24 protein-coding genes, 1 tRNA gene and 2 pseudogenes are annotated in these 25,713 nt (G+C 69.3%); 15 read left to right on the forward strand and 12 right to left on the reverse strand.

What is annotated here, in order from left to right; all coding sequences use genetic code 11:
- Window positions 1-145: 145 nt before the first annotated feature.
- The gene (locus ACZ3IC_RS32420) at window positions 146-484 is read right to left on the reverse strand and encodes a GYD domain-containing protein (protein ID WP_467422072.1); all 339 of its coding nucleotides are present in this window, start codon (window positions 482-484) and stop codon (window positions 146-148) included.
- Between the two features lie 173 nt (window positions 485-657).
- Between ACZ3IC_RS32420 and ACZ3IC_RS32425 the strand changes: the two are divergent.
- Window positions 658-1,224, forward strand: a pseudogene (locus tag ACZ3IC_RS32425) (tyrosine-type recombinase/integrase); the annotation flags it as partial.
- A 46-nt stretch (window positions 1,225-1,270) separates the two neighbouring features.
- On the opposite strand, the gene ACZ3IC_RS32430 reads toward ACZ3IC_RS32425, so the two are convergent.
- Window positions 1,271-1,344, reverse strand: a tRNA-Thr gene (locus tag ACZ3IC_RS32430).
- A 179-nt stretch (window positions 1,345-1,523) separates the two neighbouring features.
- Here ACZ3IC_RS32430 and ACZ3IC_RS32435 point away from each other — a divergent pair.
- The 3 genes from ACZ3IC_RS32435 to ACZ3IC_RS32445 all read left to right on the forward strand — a co-directional run bounded on the left by ACZ3IC_RS32435 (window position 1,524) and on the right by ACZ3IC_RS32445 (window position 4,043).
- A complete protein-coding gene (locus ACZ3IC_RS32435) occupies window positions 1,524-2,660 on the forward strand; it encodes an ABC transporter ATP-binding protein (protein ID WP_467422074.1) in 1,137 nt (378 codons plus the stop codon).
- A 224-nt stretch (window positions 2,661-2,884) separates the two neighbouring features.
- Entirely contained in the window at window positions 2,885-3,298 is a 414-nt protein-coding gene (locus tag ACZ3IC_RS32440; protein ID WP_467422075.1) for a hypothetical protein, read from the forward strand.
- A gap of 34 nt (window positions 3,299-3,332) precedes the next feature.
- Window positions 3,333-4,043 (forward strand): nucleotidyltransferase family protein, encoded by a 711-nt coding sequence (locus ACZ3IC_RS32445; protein WP_467422076.1) that lies wholly within the window; start codon window positions 3,333-3,335, stop codon window positions 4,041-4,043.
- A gap of 105 nt (window positions 4,044-4,148) precedes the next feature.
- Here ACZ3IC_RS32445 and ACZ3IC_RS32450 read toward each other — a convergent pair whose 3' ends face one another.
- On the reverse strand, window positions 4,149-5,750 hold the full coding sequence (locus ACZ3IC_RS32450) for a DoxX family membrane protein (RefSeq protein WP_467422077.1): 1,602 nt from the start codon (window positions 5,748-5,750) through the stop codon (window positions 4,149-4,151).
- A 454-nt stretch (window positions 5,751-6,204) separates the two neighbouring features.
- On the opposite strand from ACZ3IC_RS32450, the gene ACZ3IC_RS32455 reads away from it, so the two are divergent.
- The 7 genes from ACZ3IC_RS32455 (at window position 6,205) to ACZ3IC_RS32485 (ending at window position 13,076) form a co-directional block, all read left to right on the forward strand.
- The gene (locus tag ACZ3IC_RS32455; RefSeq protein ID WP_467422079.1) at window positions 6,205-7,053 is read left to right on the forward strand and encodes a sulfotransferase family protein; all 849 of its coding nucleotides are present in this window, start codon (window positions 6,205-6,207) and stop codon (window positions 7,051-7,053) included.
- On the forward strand, window positions 7,050-7,604 hold the full coding sequence (gene cysC, locus ACZ3IC_RS32460; protein WP_467422102.1) for an adenylyl-sulfate kinase: 555 nt from the start codon (window positions 7,050-7,052) through the stop codon (window positions 7,602-7,604). Before ACZ3IC_RS32455 ends, cysC begins: the two co-directional genes overlap by 4 nt.
- Window positions 7,601-8,542, forward strand: coding sequence for a sulfate adenylyltransferase subunit CysD (gene cysD, locus ACZ3IC_RS32465; RefSeq protein WP_467422080.1), 942 nt, complete (start codon window positions 7,601-7,603; stop codon window positions 8,540-8,542). The genes cysC and cysD overlap by 4 nt, the downstream gene beginning before the upstream one ends.
- A gap of 140 nt (window positions 8,543-8,682) precedes the next feature.
- Complete coding sequence (locus ACZ3IC_RS32470; RefSeq protein WP_467422104.1) at window positions 8,683-9,894, forward strand: sulfate adenylyltransferase subunit 1; 1,212 nt, start codon at window positions 8,683-8,685, stop codon at window positions 9,892-9,894.
- A 4-nt stretch (window positions 9,895-9,898) separates the two neighbouring features.
- Complete coding sequence (locus ACZ3IC_RS32475; RefSeq protein ID WP_467422082.1) at window positions 9,899-10,648, forward strand: ABC transporter ATP-binding protein; 750 nt, start codon at window positions 9,899-9,901, stop codon at window positions 10,646-10,648.
- A complete protein-coding gene (locus ACZ3IC_RS32480; RefSeq protein ID WP_467422084.1) occupies window positions 10,632-11,507 on the forward strand; it encodes an ABC transporter permease in 876 nt (291 codons plus the stop codon). The genes ACZ3IC_RS32475 and ACZ3IC_RS32480 overlap by 17 nt, the downstream gene beginning before the upstream one ends.
- Window positions 11,508-11,516: 9 nt before the next feature.
- Window positions 11,517-13,076, forward strand: coding sequence for a glycosyltransferase family 2 protein (locus ACZ3IC_RS32485; RefSeq protein ID WP_467422087.1), 1,560 nt, complete (start codon window positions 11,517-11,519; stop codon window positions 13,074-13,076).
- Window positions 13,077-13,132: 56 nt separating this feature from the next.
- Here the strand turns inward: ACZ3IC_RS32485 and rlmB are convergent, their stop codons facing one another.
- The 5 genes from rlmB to ACZ3IC_RS32510 form a co-directional block, all read right to left on the reverse strand.
- Window positions 13,133-14,089: a 23S rRNA (guanosine(2251)-2'-O)-methyltransferase RlmB gene (gene rlmB, locus ACZ3IC_RS32490; RefSeq protein WP_467422088.1), complete on the reverse strand. Its 957-nt coding sequence runs from the start codon at window positions 14,087-14,089 to the stop codon at window positions 13,133-13,135.
- 82 nt (window positions 14,090-14,171) lie between these two features.
- On the reverse strand, window positions 14,172-15,575 hold the full coding sequence (cysS, locus tag ACZ3IC_RS32495) for a cysteine--tRNA ligase (RefSeq protein ID WP_467422089.1): 1,404 nt from the start codon (window positions 15,573-15,575) through the stop codon (window positions 14,172-14,174).
- 230 nt (window positions 15,576-15,805) lie between these two features.
- On the reverse strand, window positions 15,806-16,309 hold the full coding sequence (ispF, locus tag ACZ3IC_RS32500) for a 2-C-methyl-D-erythritol 2,4-cyclodiphosphate synthase (RefSeq protein WP_467422092.1): 504 nt from the start codon (window positions 16,307-16,309) through the stop codon (window positions 15,806-15,808).
- A complete protein-coding gene (gene ispD / locus ACZ3IC_RS32505; RefSeq protein WP_467422094.1) occupies window positions 16,299-17,045 on the reverse strand; it encodes a 2-C-methyl-D-erythritol 4-phosphate cytidylyltransferase in 747 nt (248 codons plus the stop codon). Before ispD ends, ispF begins: the two co-directional genes overlap by 11 nt.
- Window positions 17,046-17,375: 330 nt before the next feature.
- The gene (locus ACZ3IC_RS32510; protein WP_006380568.1) at window positions 17,376-17,858 is read right to left on the reverse strand and encodes a CarD family transcriptional regulator; all 483 of its coding nucleotides are present in this window, start codon (window positions 17,856-17,858) and stop codon (window positions 17,376-17,378) included.
- A gap of 619 nt (window positions 17,859-18,477) precedes the next feature.
- Between ACZ3IC_RS32510 and ACZ3IC_RS32515 the strand changes: the two genes are divergently transcribed.
- Window positions 18,478-19,095, forward strand: a complete 618-nt coding sequence (locus tag ACZ3IC_RS32515) for a copper chaperone PCu(A)C domain-containing protein (RefSeq protein ID WP_467422095.1) — start codon at window positions 18,478-18,480, stop codon at window positions 19,093-19,095.
- An 85-nt stretch (window positions 19,096-19,180) separates the two neighbouring features.
- Here the strand turns inward: ACZ3IC_RS32515 and phoP are convergent, their stop codons facing one another.
- Both phoP and phoR read right to left on the reverse strand, forming a co-directional pair.
- Complete coding sequence (phoP, locus tag ACZ3IC_RS32520; RefSeq protein ID WP_467422105.1) at window positions 19,181-19,852, reverse strand: two-component system response regulator PhoP; 672 nt, start codon at window positions 19,850-19,852, stop codon at window positions 19,181-19,183.
- Window positions 19,853-19,857: 5 nt separating this feature from the next.
- A complete protein-coding gene (gene phoR, locus ACZ3IC_RS32525) occupies window positions 19,858-21,132 on the reverse strand; it encodes a two-component system sensor histidine kinase PhoR (protein WP_467422097.1) in 1,275 nt (424 codons plus the stop codon).
- 197 nt (window positions 21,133-21,329) lie between these two features.
- Here phoR and phoU point away from each other — a divergent pair, with 197 nt between their 5' ends.
- Window positions 21,330-22,007 carry a phosphate signaling complex protein PhoU gene (phoU, locus tag ACZ3IC_RS32530; RefSeq protein WP_467422098.1) on the forward strand — a complete coding sequence of 226 codons (678 nt, stop codon included), beginning with the start codon at window positions 21,330-21,332 and terminating at the stop codon, window positions 22,005-22,007.
- A gap of 171 nt (window positions 22,008-22,178) precedes the next feature.
- On the forward strand, window positions 22,179-22,328 hold the full coding sequence (locus ACZ3IC_RS32535) for a hypothetical protein (RefSeq protein WP_467422100.1): 150 nt from the start codon (window positions 22,179-22,181) through the stop codon (window positions 22,326-22,328).
- 106 nt (window positions 22,329-22,434) lie between these two features.
- Here the strand turns inward: ACZ3IC_RS32535 and ACZ3IC_RS32540 are convergent, their stop codons facing one another.
- Window positions 22,435-23,784, reverse strand: a complete 1,350-nt coding sequence (locus ACZ3IC_RS32540) for an MDR family MFS transporter (protein WP_467422101.1) — start codon at window positions 23,782-23,784, stop codon at window positions 22,435-22,437.
- A gap of 227 nt (window positions 23,785-24,011) precedes the next feature.
- Here ACZ3IC_RS32540 and ACZ3IC_RS32545 point away from each other — a divergent pair, with 227 nt between their 5' ends.
- Window positions 24,012-24,773 carry a phosphoglyceromutase gene (locus tag ACZ3IC_RS32545; protein ID WP_266747618.1) on the forward strand — a complete coding sequence of 254 codons (762 nt, stop codon included), beginning with the start codon at window positions 24,012-24,014 and terminating at the stop codon, window positions 24,771-24,773.
- A 78-nt stretch (window positions 24,774-24,851) separates the two neighbouring features.
- Here the strand turns inward: ACZ3IC_RS32545 and ACZ3IC_RS32550 are convergent.
- A pseudogene (locus ACZ3IC_RS32550) lies at window positions 24,852-25,199 on the reverse strand (site-specific integrase); the annotation flags it as partial.
- Between the last annotated feature and the right edge of the window lie 514 nt (window positions 25,200-25,713).

Below are 25,713 nucleotides of genomic sequence, written 5' to 3' on the forward strand. Positions count from 1 at the left end.
CCGCATCACCAGGACGAACACGACGGCCTCAGCCTGCCTGGAACACGAAGCAACCACGACTGACCAGCAGAAACTCGCACATCAGATTCGGAAAATAGACACCTTCTGAGGCTGCCCTCGGGGCAAGGGTCCCGGGCTCCGAGGCTCAGGTGCCGGGGGAGCGGAAGGTGACTTGCCGACGGGCGGCCTCGTCGATCTCGTCGAGGGTGAGGAGAGGGGTGGCTCGGGTGTGGAGGGCTCCGCTGGCCTTAACAGTAAGGCTAACGGCGGCCATGGAGACCGGGTCGGGGAAGTCGACGATAAGCACGATGTCGTCCTCCCCAAAGGCGAAGTACATGGCCTCGACCTGCCCGCCGAGGTCGGTGACGACATGGTCGACGGCGGCGCGACGGCCACTCGCGCCTTCCTTGAGCAGACCCTTGGTGCCCTCGGGTGTGTAGGTGGCCTGGATGAGGAACTTCGGCATAGGGATGCTTCCTGCCATCGTTTTTCCTGGTGTGGAATGGCCTTCCCGCTGTCACATCGGCCGCTACGCACGGAACGGCTGGATTCACTCGTTAGCACCTGAACTTTTTCTGCTGACCGCACATCATGACTTGCAGCGGTGGCCTTGTCTGCTGATTGGCGGGGTGTCAACCGACGGTCAGTCAAGCCACCCCAAAGCCGTGCCCGAAGGACTGCACGAAGCACGCGAGCGCCTGCCAGCAGCGCAGGGAGGGCGGTCTCGTCTTCATCCGGCCCAAGACCAAAAGAGCCGGAACGCCGTTCCGATCCCGCCCGTCTTCCTCCCGTTCCTACGCGACCACCGGGTCCAGCAGGATGAGATGCGGGCCGCAGCCGACGACCTGCCGCAGGAGCACAAGGTCGTCTTCTCGCGCCCGTACGGCCGACCGCTCGGCCCACGCGCCGACTACGAGGAGTTCAAGGAGCTGCTCGCCGAGGCCGGGATCGACGACCGCCGCCTGTACGACGGAAGCCGCCACACTGCCGGCACGATCCTGAACGAACTCGGGGTGGACATGCCGACGATCACGGAGATCCTGCGGCACACCCAGATCAGCCAGACCCGGCGGTACGTGAAGGGCAGATCGCACCTGTCGAAGGACGCGATGCGGCGCATGGGCGAGTTCTTCGTACCCGTACGCCGCCAGAGGCCCCGCCGCTAGAAGTGAGACCACGGACACCCGCGCGGCCCGCTCCCGGCGCCGCCGCCGCGTCCGCTGAACAGAAGAAGCCCAGGTCAGACACCGTCTGACCTGGGCTTCCGCTGAGCCCCCTGTCGGATTCGAACCGACGACCTACGCATTACAAGTGCGTTGCTCTGGCCAGCTGAGCTAAGGAGGCGTGCCGGAGCAGTGTAACCAACATCGCTCCCTGCGCGGTTCCAAAATTTCGCGCCCCTCGAACTACTGACAGATTCCAACTGTCCAGGTACCGTCGCTGAGGATTCACGCAAGTGGACCAGACCACTCCCTTACTCGGATCGTCCGGCACGTTCCTGCCGGTGGAGGAGAAGATTCAGCATGGCCAGTGTCACGTTCGACAAGGCGTCCCGCGTCTATCCCGGCTCCACGAAGCCGGCCGTGGACCAGCTCGAAATCGACATCGCGGACGGTGAGTTCCTCGTCCTCGTCGGTCCTTCCGGTTGTGGCAAGTCGACCTCCCTGCGCATGCTCGCGGGTCTCGAGGACGTCAACGGCGGCGCGATCCGCATCGGTGACCGCGACGTCACGCACCTGCCTCCGAAGGACCGGGACATCGCCATGGTGTTCCAGAACTACGCCCTGTACCCGCACATGACCGTCGCGGACAACATGGGCTTCGCGCTCAAGATCGCCGGTGTCAACAAGACCGCGATCCGGGCGAAGGTCGAAGAGGCCGCCAAGATGCTGGACCTCACCGAGTACCTGGACCGCAAGCCGAAGGCGCTCTCCGGTGGTCAGCGTCAGCGTGTCGCGATGGGTCGCGCCATCGTGCGTGAGCCGCAGGTCTTCCTCATGGACGAGCCGCTGTCGAACCTCGACGCCAAGCTCCGTGTCTCCACCCGTACGCAGATCGCCTCGCTCCAGCGCCGTCTGGGCATCACGACCGTGTACGTCACGCACGACCAGGTCGAGGCCCTGACCATGGGTGACCGTGTCGCGGTCCTCAAGGACGGTCTGCTCCAGCAGGTCGACTCGCCGCGCAACATGTACGACAAGCCGGCGAACCTCTTCGTGGCCGGCTTCATCGGCTCCCCGGCCATGAACCTGATCGAGGTCCCGATCACCGACGGCGGCGTGAAGTTCGGCAACAGCGTCGTCCCGGTCTCGCGCGAGGCGCTCTCCGCCGCCGCGGACAAGGGCGACACGACCGTCACGGTCGGCATCCGTCCCGAGCACTTCGACATCGTCGAGCACGGTGGCGCCGCCGCGAAGTCCCTCTCGAAGGACAGCGCCGACGCCCCGGCCGGCCTGGCCGTCTCGGTCAACGTCGTCGAGGAGCTCGGCGCCGACGGCTTCGTCTACGGCTCCGCGCGAGTCGGCGGCGAGGACAAGGACCTGGTCGTCCGTGTCGGTGGCCGCGCCGTCCCGGAGAAGGGCACCGAGCTGCACGTCGTTCCGCGCCCGGACGAGCTGCACGTCTTCTCGACCTCGACGGGTGCGCGCCTCACCGACTGACGCCCCGCACACCCGCACCACAGCGGCCCCGCACGTTCTTCGTGCGGGGCCGCTCGCGCGCCCTGGGGCGTGTCGGGGTTTGGATCCGTACGGTGCCGGATTCCCCGTCACACCGGTCATTTCGGCACGGTCCGTCAACGCGGGATTCGAAAAGCACACTCGAACCATCCCCCTCAAGAGTGACGAAATGTCGCCAAATCATCACCGACCGCTACGCTCGCTGCGTGACCCACACCGCTCGCCGTATCGGCCGAACTCTCGCTCTCGTACTGCCCGTCGTGATGGTCCTCTCCGGGACTCTCGCCGTCACCAGCGTGCCGTGGGCAGCGCACAATTCCGAGTCGCAGATCCTGACCGCCTCGGCTCAGACCGTTTCGAAGCCTGCCAAGGCGCGCACCCCGCAGGACGTCCTCCGTGACCGGCTGCTCGTGGAGCTTCGGCAGAAGGACCCCGGTGTCGCACTGACGGACCTGCAGCGTTCCGTCGAGACCCGTCCCTCGCTCGCCCGGCACTGCATGTCGATCGCGAAGGCGCTGGGCCGTGCGGCGGTCGAGCAGTACGGTCCGACGCGCGCCCACCGGTTCTCGCGTCCCGTCTGCGACACGTCGTTCGCCTCGGGCGTCGCACAGTTCAGCTGACCCCCCGGTCCGGGCACCGCATATCGTGCCTGGCATGCATACGTATCCGACGCAGGCCGTGGTCCTGGCGGGTGGCCAGGGCTCACGGCTGCGCCCGTACACCGATGACCGCCCCAAGCCGATGGTCGAGATCCCGGGCACCGGGACTCCGATCATCGGCCATCAGCTTTCCTGGCTGGCCGCCGAGGGCGTGACCGACGCCGTGGTCTCGTGCGGTCATCTGGCCGAGGTGCTGCAGGAGTGGCTGGACTCGGCGGTGCTGCCGCTGCGCGTGACGACCGTCGTGGAGTCCGAGCCCCTGGGCCGCGGCGGCGGGCTGAAGTACGCCGCCGCCCGGCTGCCCGATCCGGACCAGCCCTGGTATGCCACCAACGGCGACATCTGGACACGCTTCTCCCTGCGCGAGATGGCCGCGTTCCACGCCGAGCGCGATGCGACCGCCACACTGGCCCTGGCCCGTCCCCGTATCCCGTGGGGTGCCGTGGAGACGGACGCGTTCGGGCACATCACCGACTTCATCGAGTCGCCGCCGTCGCCGTATCTGATCAACGCCGGTGTGTACGTCTTCTCGCCGACGTTCACCACACTGCTGCCCGACCGGGGCGACCACGAGCGGACGACGTTCCCGCGGCTGGCCCGTGAGCGCAGGCTGGCCGGGTATCCGCTGCCGCACGGGGCGTACTGGCGGGCCATCGACACAGCGAAGGACCTGACCGAGGCCGCCAAGGAACTCGACGGGCGGTAGCAGAAGAGGGCAGTGGCAGAAGGACGGCGGAGTACGCGGAGGGGCGGTCACCGGAACGAACCGGTGACCGCCCCTCCGCGTACCCGTCATGTGCCGGCCGGCGGCTCAGCCGAGCAGGCCGCCGATGGGGTTCTGTCCGCCGCCGGAGGTTCCGCCGGCGGAGCCGCCGCTGTCCGAGCCACCGCCGGTGGAGCCGCCGCCGGTGCCGGTCGAACCGGCGGAGCTCGGGCCGGAGCTGCTGGACGGGGGCTGCTGCGGGGTCGTTTGCTGCGGGGGCTGCTGGACGGTGCCCTGGGTCTGGCTGGGCTGTCCGGCACCGGACGCCGCCTGGCCGGACTCGCGGACGGAACCCGCGGCGGGCGTGGACGCCGTGGCGGAGGGGGTGGTGGAGGCGCTGCTGCGGGAGGGCGAGGGGCGCCGCCCGTCGGGCGTGTGGGAAGCCCGGCCGCTGCGGGACTCCTGCGGGAGCGGGGAGCCGGGCAGCTGGTTGGTCGGGTTGCCGTTCGGTCCGGGCACGGTGACGACCTCGGTGGAGCGGACCGCGCCGCCGAGCATGGAGCCCACGAGAAGGGTCAGGCCGACGACGACGGCGGCGACAACGGCGCCCCGGCGCAGCACCCGGCGGCGGAGGTCCCAGATCGCCGAGCGCGGGCCGAGCCTGCGCCAGGCCTCACCGGCGAGCCGTCCGTCGACGGAGTAGACGGGGGCGCCCGCGATGATCAGCGGGCTCCAGGCGGCGAGGTAGATGATGTCGGGCGTGTCGTAGACGGCGACGGTGCGCCAGCTGACGGTGACCAGCAGGGCGGCGGAGAGAAGGGCCCCGACAAAGGCTGCTACGCGCTGCCAGAGACCGAGGACCGTGAGGACGCCGACGACGACCTGGAGGAAGGCGACGCTGAGTCCGGCGCCGACCGGGTGGGAGAGCGCGAAGTCGCGCAGAGGCTCGGCCAGCCCCCAGGGGTGCAGCGAGGTCAGCCACTTGACCATGGAACCGCGCTCGCCGCCGTCGAAGTAGACGGGGTCGCACAGCTTGCCCATGCCGGCGTAGATGGAGATGAAACCGAGGAAGACACGCATGGGCAGCAGCACGACGCCGAGGTTCATGCGGTGCCCCGGGTAGTACGCGTGCCGGACGGAGTCGTTGCCGTGGCGCCGTCCCCGGGCCTCGGTGAAGTCGTCGTACCCGTCATCGTCCTCGTCGTACGTCTCCTGGCCGTACGGCCCGGTGTCGACGGGGTCGTAGGCTCCGACCGCCTGGCGCATGGGCGGCAGAAGGGGTCCGCTGCCGTGGCGGCCCGGCTGGTGGGGCGCGGTGATGACGGGGTTGGGCTGGGTCTCTTCGAGGCGCTCGATGACCTGGGTGCCGCCTGCGCCGAGCGCACCGTCGAACTCGTGGCCGGTGTGGGCGGCGTAGGGGTCGTAGGAGTCGTATGAGTCGTATGGAGTGGTCGGGCGGCCCGCGGTGGAGTTCCGTACGGCCTGGAAAAGTCCGGTGGCGCCGGGGTCGCCCGGGGCGGACCTGCCGCTCCACACGACGGGCGAGCGCCTGCCGCGCACCGCTCGGCCGCCGCCGCTCATGGCGGGGATCCTGGGCACGCCGGCAGGGGCCAGACCGCGCAACCGCGGGCGCTGGCCGGGGGCGAGCTGCACCCGGAAGCTGGCGTGGTTGACGATGACCTGCGCAGGGTCGCAGTCCACCTTGGTCATGCTCAGGGCGGGTTGTTCGTCGAACCGAGGCGTTCTGGTGTCCACACTCATCTAACCGAGTGATGTGTGTTTAGGACACTGCCTTGACGGGCCCGATGTGTCCGAGGCCCGTCAACAGTCTGTAGCAAGTATGCCGGGCCAATGCGCCAGGCCCGATGTGCCGTGTCGATGTGCCGGGCCGGTGCGCCCATCTATCTCTGCGTCGCCCGCTGCATGTGCGGTGTTTCTGCGCGGTGTTTCCTGCGGCGGGGCGGGGGACGCTCTCTTTCTCTTTCAGCTTGCGTATACAGCAGCTCGGCTCGGGTGTCCAGTAGCCAACCGCGACGCAGCCATCAATTTAAGCGATCTTTAAGAAAGATCTCACCCGCGACCAAGCGACGGATCATTTTGGCCTCATAAATGGGGCGTAAACAGGTATTTCCACATGCCATGGCCCGAGGAGGGTACGAACCCGATGCCGCTGCAAGATCCACGGGTACGGGCGGCCGGTCGTCGCGCCCGCCGGACGCTGCGCGCCCTGAAGACCCTGGGCGCGCCGCTTGCCGGGAAGCCGGTTCGCGCCCGCCCCGCGCCCAAGGGCGAGCGGCTGGTGCCGGATCCGGTGTTCGTCATCTCTTCCGTGCGTTCGGGGTCGACCCTGCTGCGGGTACTGCTGAACAGCCACCCGGCGATCCGGGCCCCGCACGAGATGCATCTGCGGACCCTCAAGGTCAGCCAGACCAAGCCGTACACGAAGAACGCGATGAGCAAACTCGGCCTTGACCAGGCAGAACTGGAGCATCTGCTGTGGGACCGGATACTCCATCGCGAGCTGGTGCACAGCGGCAAGGAAGTGATTGTCGACAAGACTCCGGGCAACGCGCTGATCTGGCGCCGGCTGCACGAGGCCTGGCCTGAAGCCCGGTACATCTTCCTGCTGCGCCACCCCGCGTCCATGGTCAGTTCGTTGATCAACAACCGCCCCGACCGCGATTTGACGAAGACCGTCGACGAGGTGAAGACGTACGTGGACGCCGTCGAGGAGGCGCGCAACTCGCTCCCGGGGCTCACGGTCCGGTACGAGAGCCTCACCGAGGATCCGACCGCCACCACCCGGGAAATCTGTGCGTTCATCGGGGTGGAGTGGACTCCCGACATGCTGAATTACGGGAAACAGGACCACGGCCCCTTTCAGGCATTCATCGGTGACTGGAGCGACAACATCAAATCCGGAAAAATTCAACGGGCCCGGGATTCCCCGAAGCCGGAGGAAGTGCCGGAGCAGTTGCGCACGGTCTCCCGTGCCTGGGGGTACCCGTGCTGAGCGCCGACCGTAATCCGTGCGGTGGGGCCACCGTGTGGTTGACCGGACTGCCCAGTGCGGGGAAGACGACCATCGCCCGCGCCCTTGAGCGGCGGCTGCACGAGGAGAACCGGCGGGTGGAGGTGCTGGACGGGGACGAGATCCGCGCGTTCCTCTCCGAGGGTCTCGGTTTTTCGCGGGAGGACCGGAACACCAATGTCCAGCGGATCGGTCTGGTCGCCGAGGTCCTGTCGCGCAACGGCATCGTCGCGGTCGTGCCGGTCATCGCCCCGTACGCGGACAGCAGGGCGGCGGTGCGTGCGCGCCACGCCAGGAGCAGCACCCCGTATCTGGAGGTGCATGTCGCGACGCCGGTCGAGGTGTGTTCCGTACGGGATGTGAAGGGGCTGTACGCGAGGCAGGCGGCCGGCGAGATCAGTGGTCTGACCGGGGTCGACGATCCGTACGAGGCGCCCGAGGCGCCGGATCTGCGGATCGATTCGCATCTGCAGACCGTGGAGGAGTCCGCAGCTGCTGTGCATGCGCTGCTCAGGGAAAGGAGGCCGGCATGACAGCGGTCGGTATGACAGCGGTCGGTACGGCGCGGGGTGATGCCCCGGTGCGGGGTCACCTGGACGCGCTGGAGTCGGAGGCAGTCCATATCTTCCGTGAGGTGGCGGGTGAGTTCGAGCGTCCGGTGATTCTTTTCTCCGGTGGCAAGGATTCGATCGTGATGCTGCACCTGGCGCTGAAGGCGTTCGCGCCGGCGCGGGTGCCGTTCTCGCTGCTGCACGTCGATACGGGGCACAACTTCCCCGAGGTTCTCGCGTACCGCGACCGGACGGTGGAAGAGCACGGGCTGCGGCTGCTGGTGGCATCCGTGCAGGAGTACATCGATACGGGACGGCTCCGTGAGCGGCCGGACGGGACACGCAATCCTCTGCAGACGGTGCCGCTGACGGAGGCGATCCAGGACCGTCGCTTCGACGCCGTGTTCGGCGGTGGCCGACGCGACGAAGAGAAGGCACGGGCGAAGGAGCGGGTCTTCTCGGTACGCGACGAGTTCTCGCAGTGGGATCCGCGCCGCCAGCGCCCCGAGCTGTGGCAGCTCTACAACGGCCGTCACGCGCCGGGTGAGCATGTGCGGATCTTTCCGCTGTCCAACTGGACCGAGCTGGATGTGTGGCAGTACATCGAGCGGGAGCGGATCGAGCTCCCCGGTATCTACTTCGCGCACGAGCGCGAGGTCTTCAACCGCGCGGGGATGTGGCTGACCCCGGGCGCATGGGGCGGTCCGAAGGCCGGTGAGCGGGTCGAGACCCGGCGGGTGCGATACCGCACGGTCGGCGACATGTCCTGCACCGGTGCCGTCGACTCCGACGCCACCACGCTGGCGGACGTGATCACCGAGATCGCCGCCTCGCGGCTCACCGAGCGGGGTGCCACCCGCGCCGACGACAAGATGTCCGAGGCCGCCATGGAAGACCGCAAGCGCGAGGGATATTTCTGATGACCAGCACGACCTCCGCGTCCTCCACGACTGCTGCGACCGCTGCGACTGCTACGGCGGCTGCTGCGGCTGCTAGGGCTGCTGCTGCCACTGCTGATGGGGCTACGGCTGCGGCGAGCGACGCGACCGCCTTGACCGCCATGCCCGTCGGCACGCTCCGTCTCGCCACCGCCGGGTCGGTCGACGACGGCAAGTCCACCCTGGTGGGACGGCTCCTGCACGACTCCAAGTCTGTCCTCACCGATCAGCTCGAAGCCGTGGAACGTGTGTCCCGGGGCCGTGGTCAGCAAATCCCTGACCTGGCGTTGCTGACCGACGGGCTGCGGGCCGAGCGGGAGCAGGGCATCACCATCGATGTCGCGTACCGCTACTTCGCCACCCCGCGTCGCCGCTTCATCCTCGCCGACACCCCCGGCCATGTGCAGTACACCCGCAACATGGTCACCGGCGCTTCCACCGCCGACCTCACCGTCATCCTCGTCGATGCCCGCAACGGTGTCGTCGAGCAGACCCGCCGCCATGCCGCGATCGCCGCGCTCCTGCGTGTCCCCCACGTCGTCCTGGCCGTCAACAAGATGGACCTGGTCGACTGGTCGGAGAGGGACTTCGCCCGCATCACCGACGACTTCGCGCGCCACGCCCATGACCTGGGTCCGGCCCGCCGGTTGCCGTTCACCGCCATTCCGGTCTCCGCGCTCACCGGGGACAACATCGTGGAACCGTCCGCCCACATGGACTGGTACGACGGGCCGACGCTGCTGGATCATCTGGAGACCGTGCGGATCACCGACGACGCACTCGCTTCCGGACCGGCCCGCCTTCCCGTCCAGTACGTGATCCGTCACGGCGAATCGCGGTTGTACGCAGGCCGGCTGGAGTCCGGCGTGCTGCGTACCGGAGACCCGGTCGTCGTCCTGCCGTCGGGCCGTACGTCGACGGTCGCCGCCCTCGACAGGCTCGGCGTCGCTGTCCCGGCCGCGTACGCCTCGGACTCCGTCACCGTCCGCCTCGCCGACGAACTCGACGTGTCGAGGGGGGACTTGATCGCCCCTGCGGCCGAGGCTCCGGCACTGACCCGGGAGGTGTCCGCGGACGTCTGTCACCTCCACGACCGGCCTCTGCGCATCGGCGACCGGGTTCTCCTCAAGCACACCACCCGTACGGTCAAGGCCGTCGTCAAGGACATCGAGGACGCCCCCGACGGGCTCGGCGCCAACGACATCGGCCGCGTCCACATCCGTACCGCCGACATCGTGGCCGTCGACGCGTACACCGCGTCCCGCCGCACCGGTTCGTTCCTGCTGATCGACCCGGCCGACGGTGCCACGCTCACCGCGGGCATGGTCCGGTGATCAGGTGCCTGCCCTCTCCCTGGCCTCGGTCACCCGCGCGTACCCGGACGCCGCCTCCCCCGTACTCGAAGCCGTCGATCTGAGCATCGAGCACGGCGAGTTCCTCTGTGTGGTCGGTGCGTCGGGTTCGGGAAAGTCCACACTGCTGAATCTGCTGGCCGGACTCGACCGGCCCACGTCCGGCACCGTTTCTTTGCCCGATCCGCGGCCCGCCCTGATGTTCCAGGAGCATGCGTTGTTCCCGTGGCTGACCGCGGGCGCCAATGTCGTGCTCGCGCTGCGGCTGCGCGGCGTACCGCAGGCCGAGTGGCGTGCGCAGGCCGAGCGGCTGCTCGCGCTGGTCCGCCTCCCCGAGGCGTTCGAACGCCCGGTGCATGAGCTGTCGGGCGGTATGCGGCAGCGGGTCGCGCTCGCCCGGGCCCTGGCGCAGGGCAGCCGGGTCCTGTTGATGGACGAGCCCTTCGCCGCGCTCGACGCGATCACCCGGGACGTCCTGCACGAGGTCCTCGCCTACGTGTGGCGCGAGCAGCAGCTCACTGTCGTCCTCGTCACGCACAACGTGGCGGAGGCCGTCCGGCTCGGCACCCGGATCATCCTGCTCGCGTCCCGTCCGGGGCGCATCGCGCGCGAGTGGCGCGTCAATTCCACCGAAGCCGCCGCGGGCGCGGAATCGGAAGTGTTCGCGGAAGTGGACGCGGACGCGATCACCGACCACCTGCGGGAGGAAATTCGCTGTCATGCCCACCCCCGCTGACACCCTGGCGGCGGTGTCGGACGGTCTCGACACCCTGGAGCGCCCGTCGCCCCCGGCCCCGGAGGCGCCCTCCAAACGTCTCAGGCCCGCCGCGCTCGCCCCGCTGCTCGCCCCGCTGCTCGCCCTCGTCGGCGTACTCGCCCTGTGGCAGGTGACGTACGCGCTCCACCTGTTCGCCGCGCTCCCCTCCCCCGCCGCCGTCGCCGCGTCCCTCGCCGCCACCTGGCGGGACGGCACCCTGCTGCCCGCGCTCGGCCACAGCCTGCTGCGTACGGTGGTCGGCTTCAGCGCGTCCGTCGTCATCGGCGCCCTCATCGGGCTGCTCATCCACCGGGTCCGGGCTGCCCGGACCGTCCTCTCCCCCGTCCTGTCCGCGCTCCAGTCACTGCCCGCGGCCGGGCTCGTCCCGATCGCCGTGATCCTGTTCGGCGAGTCCGAGCAGGCGGTGTACGCGGTGGTGCTGCTGGGCGCCGTGCCGTCCGTGGCGCTGGGCCTGACGGGAGCGCTCGCCCAGATCCCGCCGCTGTTGCTGCGGGCGGGGCGTTCACTGGGTGCCACGGGCAGGTCGTACGTGCGGCACATCCTGCTGCCCGCCGCGCTGCCGGGAATCGTGGCGGCGTTGCGGAACGGCTGGACGTTCGGCTGGCGGGCCCTGATGACCGCCGAACTGATCACCGCGACGCCGCTGCCGGGCGTCGGGCAGATCCTCAACTCCGGTAAGCAGCAAGACGACACCGCGCTCGTCCTCGCCGCGGTCGTGCTGATTCTCGCGGTCGGCGTCGCCGTCGAATCGGCGGTGTTCGCCCCCGTCGAACGCCGGGTGCTGCGCACCCGCGGTCTGATCCCCGAAAGGCACTAGGCACCCCTCATGAACGCCCTCCACCCCCCTGCTCCCAAGGTCAGCGTGGTCGTCCCGGTCTACAACCCGGGCCCGTACATCGACGAACTGATCGCTTCCCTGCTGCGTCAGACGATGGCTCCCGGCGAGTTCGAAGTGATCTTCGTCGATGACGGTTCGACGGACGGCACCGGTGCCCGCCTCGATGAACTGGCCGCCACGTACCCGCACATCGGCGTGGAGCACATCCCCAACTCGGGCTGGCCGTCCCGCCCCCGCAATCTCGGTATCGACCGGGCGCGCGGTACGTACATCCAGTTCGCCGACAACGACGACTGGTTCGGCGACGAGGCCCTGCAGCGGCTGTACGCGTACGCGGTCGCCAACGACGCGGACGTGGTCGTGGGACGGATGTCGGGCAAGGGGCGCGGCGTACCGCGGGAGCTGTTCCGCAAGAACCATCCGGACGCCACCCTTGCGAACACCCCGCTGATCGACAGCCTCACCCCGCACAAGATGTTCCGTCGGGAGTTCCTGCTGGAGCAGAAGCTGCGGTTCCCGGAGGGCAAACGACGGCTGGAGGACCATGTCTTCGTCACGGCGGCCTTCTTCGCGGCCCGGCGGATCTCGGTGCTCTCCGACTATGTCTGCTACTACCACGTGGCCCGCCCGGACGCCTCGAACGCGGGCTTCAGCCCCTTCGACCCGGCCGGTTACTTCGGCAATCTGCGCGAGGCCCTCGACATCGTCGACCAGAACACCGAGCCGGGTGTCCTGCGCGACAAGCTGCACCGGCGGTGGCTGCGGGTGGAGATCGTGTCGCGGCTGAGCGGCAAGCGGTTCCTGAACGCGCCCGAGCAGTGGCGTGCCGATTTCTTCCGTGAGGCGCGGGCCGTCGTCACCGAGCGGTTCGCACCGTCGGTCGCGGCCGGGCTGCCCGCGAGCCAGCGGGCAGCGGCGGAACTGCTCGTACAGGACCGGATCGCGGCGGTACGGGACCTGGCCGACTGGGAGTCGGGGATACGGGCGAAGGCGTCGGCCCGGGCCACCCCGTCGTTGGAGATCACGGCCACCGGTGAGCTGCTGTCCGGCAAGACGCCGCTGGCCTTCACCCACACCTCCGGCGGTGCGTCCGGCCCCGGCGCCGACGCGCTGTCGGTGCCGGTGCCGGGGCTGGATCCGGCAGTCGTCGATGTCACGCAGCGGCTGAAGTCGGCCCGGATGGACATACTGGCGCGGCGGCGCGGGGGCGGCGCCGAGGAGTTCTTCCTTCCCGTGGTCACCACCACCGAACGGGTCCCTGCCCCAAAAGGAGCCGGACGGTTCCGTACGCTCCACACCGCCGTGGCGCGGGTGGCACCCGACACCCTCAACTCGGGCCGGAACGCCGGCACTTGGGATCTGAGGGTACGGATCACCAGCTGCGGGTGGCAGCGCGACACCGAGTTGCCGATGGTCCTGGTCATCGCCACGGACGGCGCTCCGCCGGTGATCAGGGACCGCGTGTACTGGTTCCGGCTGGTGCGCGCCAAGCGGTCGGCGCGGCGGCGTGCGCGGCAGGCTCTGTCCCGCCTGCGCACGCTGCTGTGACCGTTGCGTCCTCAGTCGCCGTACGGGCTTGAAAATCAAGCCCGTACGGCGACTGCTCAGGCCCGGCGCCGCGCGACCTCGTACAGGACGATCCCGGCGGCGACGCCCGCGTTCAGCGACTCCGCGCCGCCCGGCATCGAGATACGGACCCGGTAGTCGCACGTCTCGCCGACGAGGCGGCCCAGGCCCTTGCCCTCGCTGCCGATGACAATGACGACGGGGCCACCCAGGGCCTCCAGGTCCTCGACGGTGTGCTCCCCGTCCGCGGCGAGGCCGACGACCGTGATGCCGGCCTTCTGGTAGCTCTCCAGGGCCCGGGTCAGGTTCGTCACCCGGGAGACCGGCGTGCGGGCCGCCGTGCCCGCCGAGGACTTCCAGGCGCCCGCCGTCATCCCGGCCGCACGCCGCTCCGGCACGACCACGCCGTGGCCGCCGAACGCGGAGACGGAGCGGACGATCGCACCCAGGTTGCGCGGGTCGGTGACGCCGTCGAGGGCGACGATCAGCGGGTCCTCGCCCTTGTCGTACGCGGCGGCGGTGAGATCCTCCGGGTGCGCGTACTCGTACGGCGGGACCTGGAGGACGAGGCCCTGGTGGTTCAGGCCGTTCGTCATCCGGTCCAGCTCGGGGCGCGGGGCCTCCATCAGGTTGATGTTGCCGCGCTCGCCGGCGAGCTGGAGCGCATCGCGGACCCGCTCGTCGTTGTCGATGTACTGCTGGACGTACAGGGTCGTCGCCGGGACACCGTCGCGCAGGGCCTCGTAGACGGGGTTGCGGCCGACGACCATCTCGGACGTGCCCTTGACGCCGCCGCGCCGCGGGGCGGGGCGGCGGGCCGCGGCCTGCTTGGCCTGGGCGTTGGCGATCCGGTTCTTCTTGTGTCCCTTACGGGCGGAGGCGGGCGGCGTCGGGCCCTTGCCCTCCAGGCCACGGCGTCGCTGCCCACCGCTGCCTACCTGTGCGCCCTTCTTGTTGGACGTGCGGCGGTTCCTGCGCTGGCTGTTCCCGGCCATGACCTACCTGTTTCGTTGCTTCTCAGACATGCGTACGTAAGTGAAGTGTGCCGCCCGGAAGGCCGGACGGCACATGGGAGGACTACTGGCGCGGGCCGAGTGTCCACCGTGGTCCGGTCGGGCTGTCCTCGATGACGAGCCCGGACTGGCTCAGCTGGTCGCGGATGGCGTCGGCTGCGGGCCAGTCCTTGCGCTCGCGGGCCGACTGGCGCTGGTCCAGGACAAGGCCTACGAGCGTGTCGACGACCCCGTGCAGATCGTCGCCGCGGTCGCTCTCGCCCGCCCAGCGATCGTCGAGCGGGTCGAGGCCGAGGACGCCGAGCATCGCGCGGACCTCCGCGAGCCGGGCGACGGCGGCTTCCTTGTCGTCGGCGGCGAGTGCGGAGTTGCCCTGCCGGACGGTGGTGTGGACGATCGCGAGCGCCTGCGGGACGCCCAGGTCGTCGTCCATCGCCTCGGCGAACGCCGGCGGGACCTCGGGGGCTGCGGTGACCTCGCCGCCCGCCTTCTCGACGACGCGCTGCACGAAGCCCTCGATCCGCGCGAACGCGGACTCGGCCTCGCGCAGGGCCTCCTCGCTGTACTCGATCATCGACCGGTAGTGCGGGGTGCCGAGGTAGTAGCGCAGCACGATCGGGCGCCACTGCTTGACCATCTCGCTGACCAGCACGGAGTTGCCGAGCGACTTCGACATCTTCTCGCCGGACATGGTGACCCAGCCGTTGTGCACCCAGTACTTCGCGAAGTCGTCGCCGTACGCCTTGGCCTGGGCGATCTCGTTCTCGTGGTGCGGGAAGATCAGGTCGATGCCGCCGCCGTGGATGTCGAAGGCGTTGCCGAGGTACTTGTGCGCCATGGCGGAGCACTCCAGGTGCCAGCCGGGCCGGCCGCGGCCCCACGGGGTCTCCCAGCTGGGCTCGCCCGGCTTGGACGCCTTCCACATCGCGAAGTCGCGCTGGTCGCGCTTGCCGGTCTCGCCCTCACCGGACGGCTGGCGCAGATCGTCCAGGTCCTGGTTGGAGAGCTCCAGATAGCCGGGGAAGGAGCGCACGTCGAAGTAGACGTTGCCGTCGGCCGCGTAGGCGTGGCCGCGTTCGATCAGGCCTTGCATCATCTCGATCATCTCGGTGACGTGGCCGGTCGCACGGGGTTCGTACGTGGCGGGGAGGCAGCCGAGCGCGTCGTAGCCGGCGTTGAACGCCCGCTCGTTCTCGTACCCGATGGCCCACCACGGGCGGCCCTGCTCGGCCGACTTCGAGATGATCTTGTCGTCGATGTCGGTGACGTTCCGGATGAACGTGACGTCGTAGCCGCGGTACTCGAACCAGCGGCGCATGATGTCGAAGTTCAGCCCGGACCGGATGTGCCCGATGTGCGGGGCGGCCTGGACGGTCGCGCCACAGAGGTAGATCGAGACACAGCCCGCTGTGAGCGGTACGAAGTCACGGATCTGCCGGGCGCTGGTGTCGTACAGGCGAATAGTCACGCCTCAAGGGTAGTGGGCGCGCACCAGTGCCCCGCGACCCCTTGAGGATCGCGGGGGAAAGTTTGTGGTAACCGGGTGTACCCGGTGCCGTGACCGGCAATGTCCGCGCGACGGGGCAGAGCCTGCCGCGAGGGGCACTGGATGCGTCCGACGACCCTTCGCGGGGTGATCCGGACGACCACACGCTCGTCGTCGTCGCCGGACGGGGCCCGCCCCCACCCGCCGACAAGTCAGCCCGTGCGGTAGACCAGGGCGGTCGCGATCCCCGCGAGGCCCTCGGCCCGCCCGGTGAAGCCGAGTCCGTCGGAGGTGGCGGCGGAGAGCGAGACAGGCGCCCCCACGGCGGCCGACAGCACCTTCTGCGCTTCGTCGCGCCGCTTGCCGATCTTCGGCCGTACGCCGATGACCTGAACGGCGACATTGCCGATCTCGAAGCCCTCGGCCCGTACGATCCGCGCCGCCTCGGTCAGCAGGGTGACTCCCGCGGCGCCGGACCACTCGGGCCGCCCGGTGCCGAAGTGCTGCCCGAGGTCGCCGAGCCCGGCGGCCGAGAAGAGCGCGTTGCACGCCGCGTGCGCGACGACATCGGCGTCGGAGTGCCCGGCCAGGCCGGGCCCCTCGCCCTCCCACAGCAGCCCCGCGCACCACAGCTCGCGGCCCTCTTCGAAGGCGTGGATGTCGGTACCGATCCCGACCAGCGGGATCACGGGCCCGTTCCGTTCCTCAGAAGCCATCGTTCGCCCTCCTGCGTGCGAGTACCGCCTCGGCCAGCACCAGATCCAGCGGCCGGGTCACCTTGAACGCCTCCTCGTGCCCGGGTACGACCACGACGGGTGCCCCGAGCTGTTCCACCATGCCCGCGTCGTCCGTGGCGCCCTCGCCGCTGACGGCGACGGTCTTGTGTGCGCGTACGAGCGTGTCGCGGTCGAAGCCCTGCGGGGTCTGTACGGCGCGCAGCCTGGCCCGTACTGGCGTCCCGAGTACCGGCTCCGGCTCCCCCGGCGCACCGGGATCGACCTCCTTGACGGTGTCGGCGAGCGGCAGGGCGGGGACGACGGCGGGCGCGCCGTCCCGTACCACCTCGATCACCGCGTCCACGGTGTCGACGGGCACCAGCGGGCGCGCCGCGTCGTGGACGAGGACGACACGGACGTCCTCGGGCAGCGCGTCGAGGCCGAGCCGCACCGACGCCTGGCGGGTGTCGCCGCCGGGCACGACGAGGTAGTCGGTGCGCTCGGGCAGGGCGTGCTCGTCGAGCAGGTTCTTGACCTCCATGGCGCCGTCCGGTGGCGCGACGACGACGACCAGGGAGACGGAACGGGACGCCGCCATGGCCCGTACCGCATGGATGAGCATGGGCGTCCCGCCCAGCGAACGGAGCGCCTTGGGGGCGCCCGGGCCGAGCCGTACGCCGCGGCCGGCCGCGGGAATCACGGCGGCGATGCGGTACGGACGCGATTGATCAGACATCGGTTGCACTCCGAAGCTCCGGCATGTTTGTTTCCACAGCCGGCATGGGTATGGCCACAAGCGACCGGGCGCCATGCCCCGACTCGACCGGGCCCTTTCCGTGACACCCGGCCGAAGTCGGACAAGCCGCACCGGTCGCTCGGGATCGACGGCACAAGATCGCGAGCAACGTATCGGGGGGATCGCCGATGAAGCCAACGCATAGGCGAATCGAAACGTAATCCAGACACGCCGTGGCTGAATCCAGACATGCCGCAGCGCCCGGCGACATACCGTGAATACGGTTGTCAGCGGGCACCGCGGCATTTTTTACGACCGGCGCAAGCCGGTTCAGGACGCGAGAACCTCGTCGAGCAGAGCCTCGGCCTTGTCTTCGTTCGTGTTTTCCGCGAGAGCGAGCTCGCTCACCAGAATCTGGCGAGCCTTGGCGAGCATGCGCTTCTCACCTGCGGAGAGTCCACGCTCGCGCTCACGACGCCACAGGTCGCGAACCACTTCGGCGACCTTGATGACATCGCCGGAGGCGAGCTTCTCCAGATTTGCCTTGTACCGTCGGGACCAGTTCGTCGGCTCTTCGGCATACGGCGCGCGCAGCACCTCGAAGACCCGGTCCAGCCCCTCCTGCCCGACCACGTCGCGCACACCCACGAACTCTGCATTGTCCGCCGGCACGCGAACCGTCAAGTCGCCCTGGGCGACCTTGAGCACCAAGTAGGTCTTGTCCACGCCTTTGATCTGGCGAGTTTCGATAGCCTCGATCAGCGCGGCCCCGTGATGGGGATAGACCACGGTGTCGCCAACCTTGAACGTCATGTGACAGGTACCCCTTCCGTGGCTATCAAGGGTAACACGAGAACAGCTTCTCCTGAATGGCGTTTTCGCAGGTCAGGGCACATCTCGGGGCTTGACAACAGCAACACGTACGTGCTGCGTAAGGCTCACGGGAGACGGTATTCGCAGGTCGGAGCCGCTGCGCAGGCAGGGCGAAACGCGCACGCCGCACGCGCCGAAACCCCCCTCCAAAGCGGCCTAACGTCCCGTTTTGCCGGATTCTGGATGATGAACTTTCCGTACTCCGTTCGGAGGTCGATCACCCGTACGGATGTAAGTGTGGTTGGTCAATGGAATTGATCAGCACCCCGGCGCGATCGGTAATGCGCGCGGAATGCGCCAAGCTCCATGAATTGATCACCGGCGATATGTGAACGGCGTGTGTCGACCGGTTTCGGTGTGCGTCGGTCCGCAAACCCTGTTGGGGTGCGGGCTCTGAACGACACCGGCTCCGGGAAGTGCCGGGGCGCGAAGGGGCGGGTCGGGTGACGGGCGGGAGGGACGGCTCGGTAGCCTAAGGCCGCTGACACATCCTTAGGGCGGCTTTACGTCGCTCGTTCCTCCCGTCCGCAGCCCGAACATTCAAGGAGTTGCCGCCGCCGTGAGCCGCAGCCTTCGACACGGCGCTCTCGCCGCCACAGCCACCGCTTTCTCGATCGTCTCACTCACCGCGTGCGGTGCGGGGAATGACGCCGCGACGCTCAAGGTCAGGCCGGACACTGCTGCCACCACCTCCGGTGACATCAGCATCCAGAACGCGAACGTCATCACCCAGCCCGAGCGCGACGCCGAGGGTCCGGCCGTCGTCTCCGCGACGCTGTTCAACAACGGCACCAAGCAGCAGACCCTGGATGCCGTCTCCCTGCCGGGTACGAGCGCCGCGGTGCAGCTGCACGCCGCCGAGGGCGCCGGACCCGTCGTGGTCCCGGCCGGCGGCAAGGTGGTCCTCGGCGGCGAGGGCAACGCGTCCGCCGTGATCGAGGACAGCCGCGAGGCCGCGCAGGCCGGAAATGTGCAGCCCGTCGTCTTCCGGTTCAGCTCGACCGGTGAGGTCCCGCTCGACGCGTTCGTCGTTCCGGCGACCAGCTACTTCACCGGCTTCGGCCCGAGCTCGCTGCCTGTGCCGCCCGAGGCGGGGTCGTCCGCCATGCCGTCCGGTTCCGAGGCCCCGGGCGCGTCCGGCTCCGAGTCCGAGAGCGACGACGCCTCGGCCGGCTGACCGTACGCGCGCACCCGTATACGCAACGGCGGAGGGCGCCCTCCCTTTCGGGGGGCGCCCTCCGCCGTTGCGTATACGGGCCGGTCTACGGCTCGAACTTGTACCCCAGGCCCCGCACCGTCACCAGGAAGCGCGGTGCGCCCGGGTCGGGCTCGATCTTGGCGCGCAGACGCTTGACGTGGACGTCGAGGGTCTTGGTGTCGCCCACGTAGTCCGCGCCCCAGACCCGGTCGATCAGCTGCATACGGGTCAGGACCCGGCCCGCGTTGCGCAGCAGCATCTCCAGCAGGTCGAACTCCTTGAGCGGGAGGTCGACCTTTCCGCCGGAGACCGTGACGACGTGGCGGTCCACGTCCATCCGGACGGGGCCGGCCTCCAGGGCGGCCGGCGTGACCTCCTCCGGCTCCCCGCGACGGCGCAGCACCGCGCGGATGCGGGCGACGAGCTCCCGCGAGGAGAACGGCTTGGTGACGTAGTCGTCGGCTCCTATTTCGAGCCCCACGACCTTGTCGATCTCGCTGTCCTTGGCCGTGACCATGATCACGGGGACGTTAGACCTGCTGCGCAGCTGACGGCAGACCTCCGTACCGGGCAGTCCCGGCAGCATCAGGTCGAGCAGCACGAGGTCGGCGCCGTTGCGCTCGAACTCGTCAAGCCCGTCCGGGCCCGTGGCCGCGATCGCGACCTCGAAACCCTCCTTGCGGAGCATGTAGGACAGGACGTCGCTGAAGGATTCCTCATCCTCGACGACGAGCACTCGGGTCACGGAAGGACCTCCGGGGCAGGAAATGATTCAAGGGTGTCGGGGTGAGCGGGTCCGTAGGGACCGTTGTCGCCGTTGACGATGAGCGGTCCGCCCGAGCTGCGGTCCCGTTCCCGTACGGAGCCCGCTTCGGGCAGCCGCAGGGTGAAGGTGGAGCCCTGGCCCTCCGAGCTCCAGACCGTGACCTCCCCGCCGTGCGAGGCGGCCACGTGCTTGACGATGGCGAGGCCGAGGCCGGTGCCACCGGTGGCCCGTGAGCGGGCCGGGTCGACGCGGTAGAAGCGTTCGAAGACCCGCTCGCGGTCCTTCTCCGAGATGCCGATGCCCTGGTCGGTCACGGCTATCTCGATCTGGTCCCCGCCCGGTACGGACAGTCGCCTGGCGGCGATGCCCACTCGGGTACGGGCGGGGCTGTAGTTGACGGCGTTCTCGACGAGGTTGCCGAGCGCCGCTGCGAGCTGGCCGCGGTTGCCCCAGATACGGAGCTCCGCGGTGCCGCCCACCGCCATGGTGATCTGCTTGGAACCGGCCTGCTGGCGACTCCGATCGATGGCCTCGGCCACCAGCTCGTCCACCCGGACCGGCTCGGCGTCCTCCAGCGGGTCGTCGTTCTGCACCCGGGAGAGGTCGATGATCTCCTGTACGAGGTTGGTCAGCCGGGTCGCCTCGATCTGCATCCGCCCCGCGAACCGCTCCACCGCCTCCGGGTCGTCGGAGGCGTCCATCACCGCCTCGGAGAGCAGTGAGAGCGCGCCGACCGGGGTCTTGAGCTCATGGCTGACGTTGGCGACGAAGTCGCGTCGTACCGCTTCTATGCGGCGGGCCTCGGTGAGGTCCTCGACCAGCAGGAGCACCAGCCGGGAGCCCAGCGGGGCGACCCGGGCGGAGACCGCGAGGGTCTCGCCGCGGCCCGTACCGCGCCTGGGGAGGTCCAGTTCGACCTGCCGTATCTCACCGTCGCGGCGGGTGTCCCTGGCCATGTGCAGCATCGCGTCGACGGCGAGCCGCCCGCCCCTGACCAGTCCCAGCGCATAGGCGGCGGAGCTGGCCTTGACCACACTGTCGCCCTCGTCGAGCACGACCGCGGAGGAGCTGAGGACGGACAGGACCGTGTCCACCCCCGGGGGCAGGGGCGCGTTGCTGTCGGGCCGCAGGGAGGTGCGAGTCGGCTTCTTCTGGTCGCGCTCGCTCCAGCGGAACGCAAGCATGGCGATCACGCCGGTACACGCACCGCCGATCGCCGCAGCTGCGGCGACTGCCGCGTTCACGTCCATGCGTCAAGGTTATGCGGGTGCGGGAGGACTCTCCCAGCCATCCGAGTGCGTATCCGAACACTCGTCGCCCAGAGTTCACTGAGGAGCAAGTGCTGATTCACTTGGGCGGCCGGAAGCCGACGCGTACGCCGCCCAGGGTGGCAGCGTGGGGTTCATACCTGGCCCCGGCCTTAGAAGAGGACTGGAGAGGGACTTCCATGCGTGACGCGTACCACGAGGAACTCGACTCGATCGGCGAAGGGCTGGTCGAGATGGCCCGGCTCGTCGGGTCGGCGATCGGCCGGGCGACGACATCCATGCTCGATGCCGATCTCAAGCTCGCGGAGAGCGTGATCGCCGCGGACCAGAAGGTCGACGACCTCCAGCACGACCTGGAGGCGCGGGCCATCGCCCTGCTCGCGCGCCAGCAGCCCGTGGCGACCGACCTGCGGATCGTGGTCACCTCGCTGCGGATGAGCGCCGACCTGGAGCGCTCGGGCGACCTCGCCCAGCACGTCGCCAAGCTGGCCCGGCTGCGGTTCCCGGAATCTGCGGTGCCGCACGACCTGCACGCCACCATTCTGGAGATGGGGCAGCTGGCGCAGCGCCTGATGGCCAAGGCGGCCGAGGTGATCATCACCAAGGACGTCGATCTGGCGCTCCAGCTGGAGCAGGACGACGACGAGATGGACCTGCTGCACCGCGCGCTGTTCCAGCACCTGATGGACGACCGCTGGAAGCACGGCATCGAGACGGCCGTCGACGTGACGCTGCTCGGCCGCTACTACGAGCGCTTCGCCGACCATGCGGTGTCGGTCGCCAAGCGCGTGGTCTACCTGGTGACGGGCGAGTACGCCGACGAGATCCAGCAGCCGACGCCGGTGGAGGGCGCGTAACGGCGTACGCGGTCACATCCGGTCGCACACGAATCTCTGCGCGTGTGCGCCGTTGATGCGCCCGCCCGGTTGGGCATGCAATGGGGTGGGGCGGCGCGCCTTGGCCGCACGCCCCTGCCGTACGCGCGTCGTCGTGGCGTACGGCCCTGTCGTACGCCTTGAGGAGGAACCATGGCCGATTCCCCCACGACCGACCCCCAGCAGGAGGCACCCGCTGAAGTGGTGCGCCTGACCGTGCTCGGCGCCTGCGGCTGCGGCTCGGGCTGCGGGTGCGGCTGCCAGTCCGGGGCCCCGTGCCAGTGCGGCGGCTGCAGCGGCTGACCGGCCGGCCTGCACGGAGCCGGAAGGGCGCCCCGCGCGGAGCGGACTGCTCCGCGCGGGGCGTCCTTCGTGCGCCGATGCGGTGCCGGACGGCACCGCGCGTGCCCTAGGCGGAAGGCCCGGGCCCGGCGTCGGCCCCGGGACCGACCGGGACGACATCCCCCGCGTCCCGGCCGCTTTCCGTCACCGTTCGACCGCTCTCCGCCACCGGGCTGCCCTCCGGCGCCGCAGCCCCGTCCGTCCCCGGCAGATTCCGCATCAGCAGCCAGTACCCGAGCGCGGCCCCGGCGCCCAGGACCGCACACGTCCCCCACAGCCACTGCGCCCCGAACCGGTCGATCACCACACCCGACATCAGGGGTGCGACCAGCGCCGCCGCGGACCAGGACATCGTGTACATGCCCTGGTAGCGGCCACGGCCCCGAGCGGGCGAGAGCCGGACCACCAGACCGGTCTGGACGGGCGAGTTGACGATCTCGGCGACCGTCCAGACACAGATGGTCAGCGCGTACACGCCGACCGACCCGGCGAACGCGGTGAGCCCGAATCCGCACCCCGCCAGCAGCGACGACACGATGAGCAGCCGGCGTGGATCGCGGTGCTGGATGAAGCGGGTGACCGGGATCTGGAGCACCACGATCAGCACACCGTTGACGGCGATGGCGGTGCCGAAGTCGGAGCTGGAGAACCCGTCGGCCCCCATGGCCACCGGCAGCCCCACGTACCCCTGCTGGAAGATCAGAGCGATGACGAAGGACAGCCCTACGACGCTCATGAACCGCCCGTCGCGCAGGACGGTGGAGAGCCGGACCTCGTCCACGTCCGCGCCGGTGACCGCACGCCCGGGTACCGCCGACTTCTCGGGCCGTGACTCGGGCACCTTCATGAAGACGACGAAGGCGCAGACCAGCGTCATCGCGGCCTCGCCCAGGAACCCGGCAAGGTAGCTGTACTCGGCGACGAACCCGGCCCCGGCCGAGGAGATGGCGAAGCCGAGGTTGATCGCCCAGTAGTTGAGCGAGAAGGCCCGCACCCGATCCTCGGGCCGGACGATGTCGGCCATCATGGCCTGCACGGCGGGCCGCGAGGCGTTGCTGGCCATGCCGACGACGAAGGCGACGGCCGCGATCGCCACCGGATGGACCATGAATCCGAGCACGGCCACGGACACTGCGGTCGAAATCTGCGCGATCAGCATGGTGGGCCGACGGCCCAACCGGTCGGTCATCACCCCCGCCCCGAGCGAGGAGACGACCCCGCCGAGCCCATGCAACGCGGCGACCAGACCGGCGTAGGAGGCGGAGTAGCCCCGGTCCAGGGTCAGGTAGAGCGCCATGAAGGTGGCGACGAACGCCCCGAGGCGGTTGACCAGCGTGCTGGTCCACAGCCACCAGAACTCCCTGGGGAGACCGGACACGGATTCGCGTGCGGCCCGTCTGAGACCGGCGACAGACATACGGAATCCCCCCAGGGAAGTACGGAACGGACGCCGCCGGTCAGTGTCCCGGCGACTTTCCGAACATTACGAATCCCGGATTCCGGTTCGCCAGTCAATTGACGCGGGCCGTCAATCGTCACGCCCCCGACCCCCGGCCGCCCCCCCACGGCGCGCCCCTCCCACCCCTCCTGTCCGCCCTGTGACCGGCCACGCAGCGCCCGAACGGCTTCGATTACGCTCGACCCATGGCCGACGCACCGTACAAGCTGATCCTCCTCCGCCACGGCGAGAGCGAATGGAACGCGAAGAACCTGTTCACCGGTTGGGTGGACGTCAACCTCACCGAGAAGGGCGAGAAGGAGGCAGTCCGCGGCGGTGAGCTGCTCAAGGACGCCGGTCTGCTCCCCGACGTTCTGCACACCTCCCTCCAGAAGCGCGCCATCCGCACCGCGCAGCTCGCGCTGGAATCCGCAGACCGCCACTGGATCCCCGTCCACCGTTCCTGGCGGCTGAACGAGCGCCACTACGGCGCCCTGCAGGGCAAGGACAAGGCGCAGACACTCGCCGAGTTCGGCGAGGAGCAGTTCATGCTCTGGCGCCGCTCGTACGACACCCCGCCGCCCGCCCTCGAGGACGGCACCGAGTTCTCCCAGAGCGACGACCCGCGCTACGCGACGATCCCCCCGGAGCTGCGCCCGCGCACCGAGTGCCTCAAGGACGTCGTCGTCCGCATGCTGCCGTACTGGTACGACGGCATCGTCCCGGACCTCCTGGCCGGCCGCACGGTCCTGGTCGCCGCCCACGGCAACAGCCTCCGCGCCCTGGTCAAGCACCTCGACGGCATCTCCGACGCCGACATCGCGGGCCTGAACATCCCGACCGGCATCCCGCTCGCCTACGAGCTGGACGCCGACTTCCGCCCGGTCAAGCCGGGCGGCACGTACCTCGACCCGGACGCGGCGAAGGCCGCCATCGAGGCCGTGAAGAACCAGGGCAAGAAGAAGTAGCCTTTTTGATCATGCCCCTGAGCTGCGCAGACGGCGCGACTCAGGGGTATTTTCACGGCCTGGGCCCTCTTTGGGCCCTCAGGCCCCCGGGTCCGGCGGCCGGAGCGCTCGCCCGAGAGCCTTCCGGGCCCGGTCCCGGCTGCTCGGCATGAGGTGCGCGTACACCTTGAGCGTCAGTCCCGGATCGGAGTGCCCGAGGTACCCAGCGAGGGCCTTGATGCTCTCCCCGGCGTCCAGTAGGACGGACGCGTAGAAGTGACGCAGGGCGTGCATGCCGTGCTCGCGGGCAGCGGCGTGCTCGCGGCTCTTGGCCTTGGGGATGACGCCCACCTTCGCGAGCGCGGGCTTCCAGTGGTCCTCGTTCAGCGACGTACGCCAGATGTGCCCACCGTTGGGGCCCGTGAAGATGAGCCGCCGGGTCACCGGCTGGCGAGCGCCAGTCCGTCCCTTCGCTCATCATGACGAGCCGCGAGCCGGCAGCCGAGATGAGGAGTTCCCACCCGCCACGTGCTTCCGGGCCGACTCGGACCCAGCGCGCCCGACGGGTCGGCACGGTCCCTGCGACTCTCCCGGCTACGCTCGCGCGGGAGCGCCCCGCAGCGCGTGGCTGAGGGGCGCCTAGTACTGCAACCGCACTCGACGAATGCCGCAGGTCGCACAGGGTGCTCCTCACTCCCAGGCGTGATGCACCGTCAGCTTCACGAGTCGCTGACCTGCTCGTCCGCCGTCCAGCCGAGCGCCGCGATCGGAACCAGTCGTTGACTGCCCGTCAGTGACCGGTGATCGCGGCATCCCGTCTGACCTGCGGTGACGCAATGAGTGCGGTTGCAGTACTAGTGGGGTTTAGCCTCGATCCACCGATCTGATGGCTGTGGATGACTCTTCGAGAAATAAGGAAGTGCCTTGTGACCTGCGATGATGGGAGTTCTTGAGGCTTCCA

It is taken from the genome of Streptomyces sp. NPDC002958, from assembly GCF_055563255.1.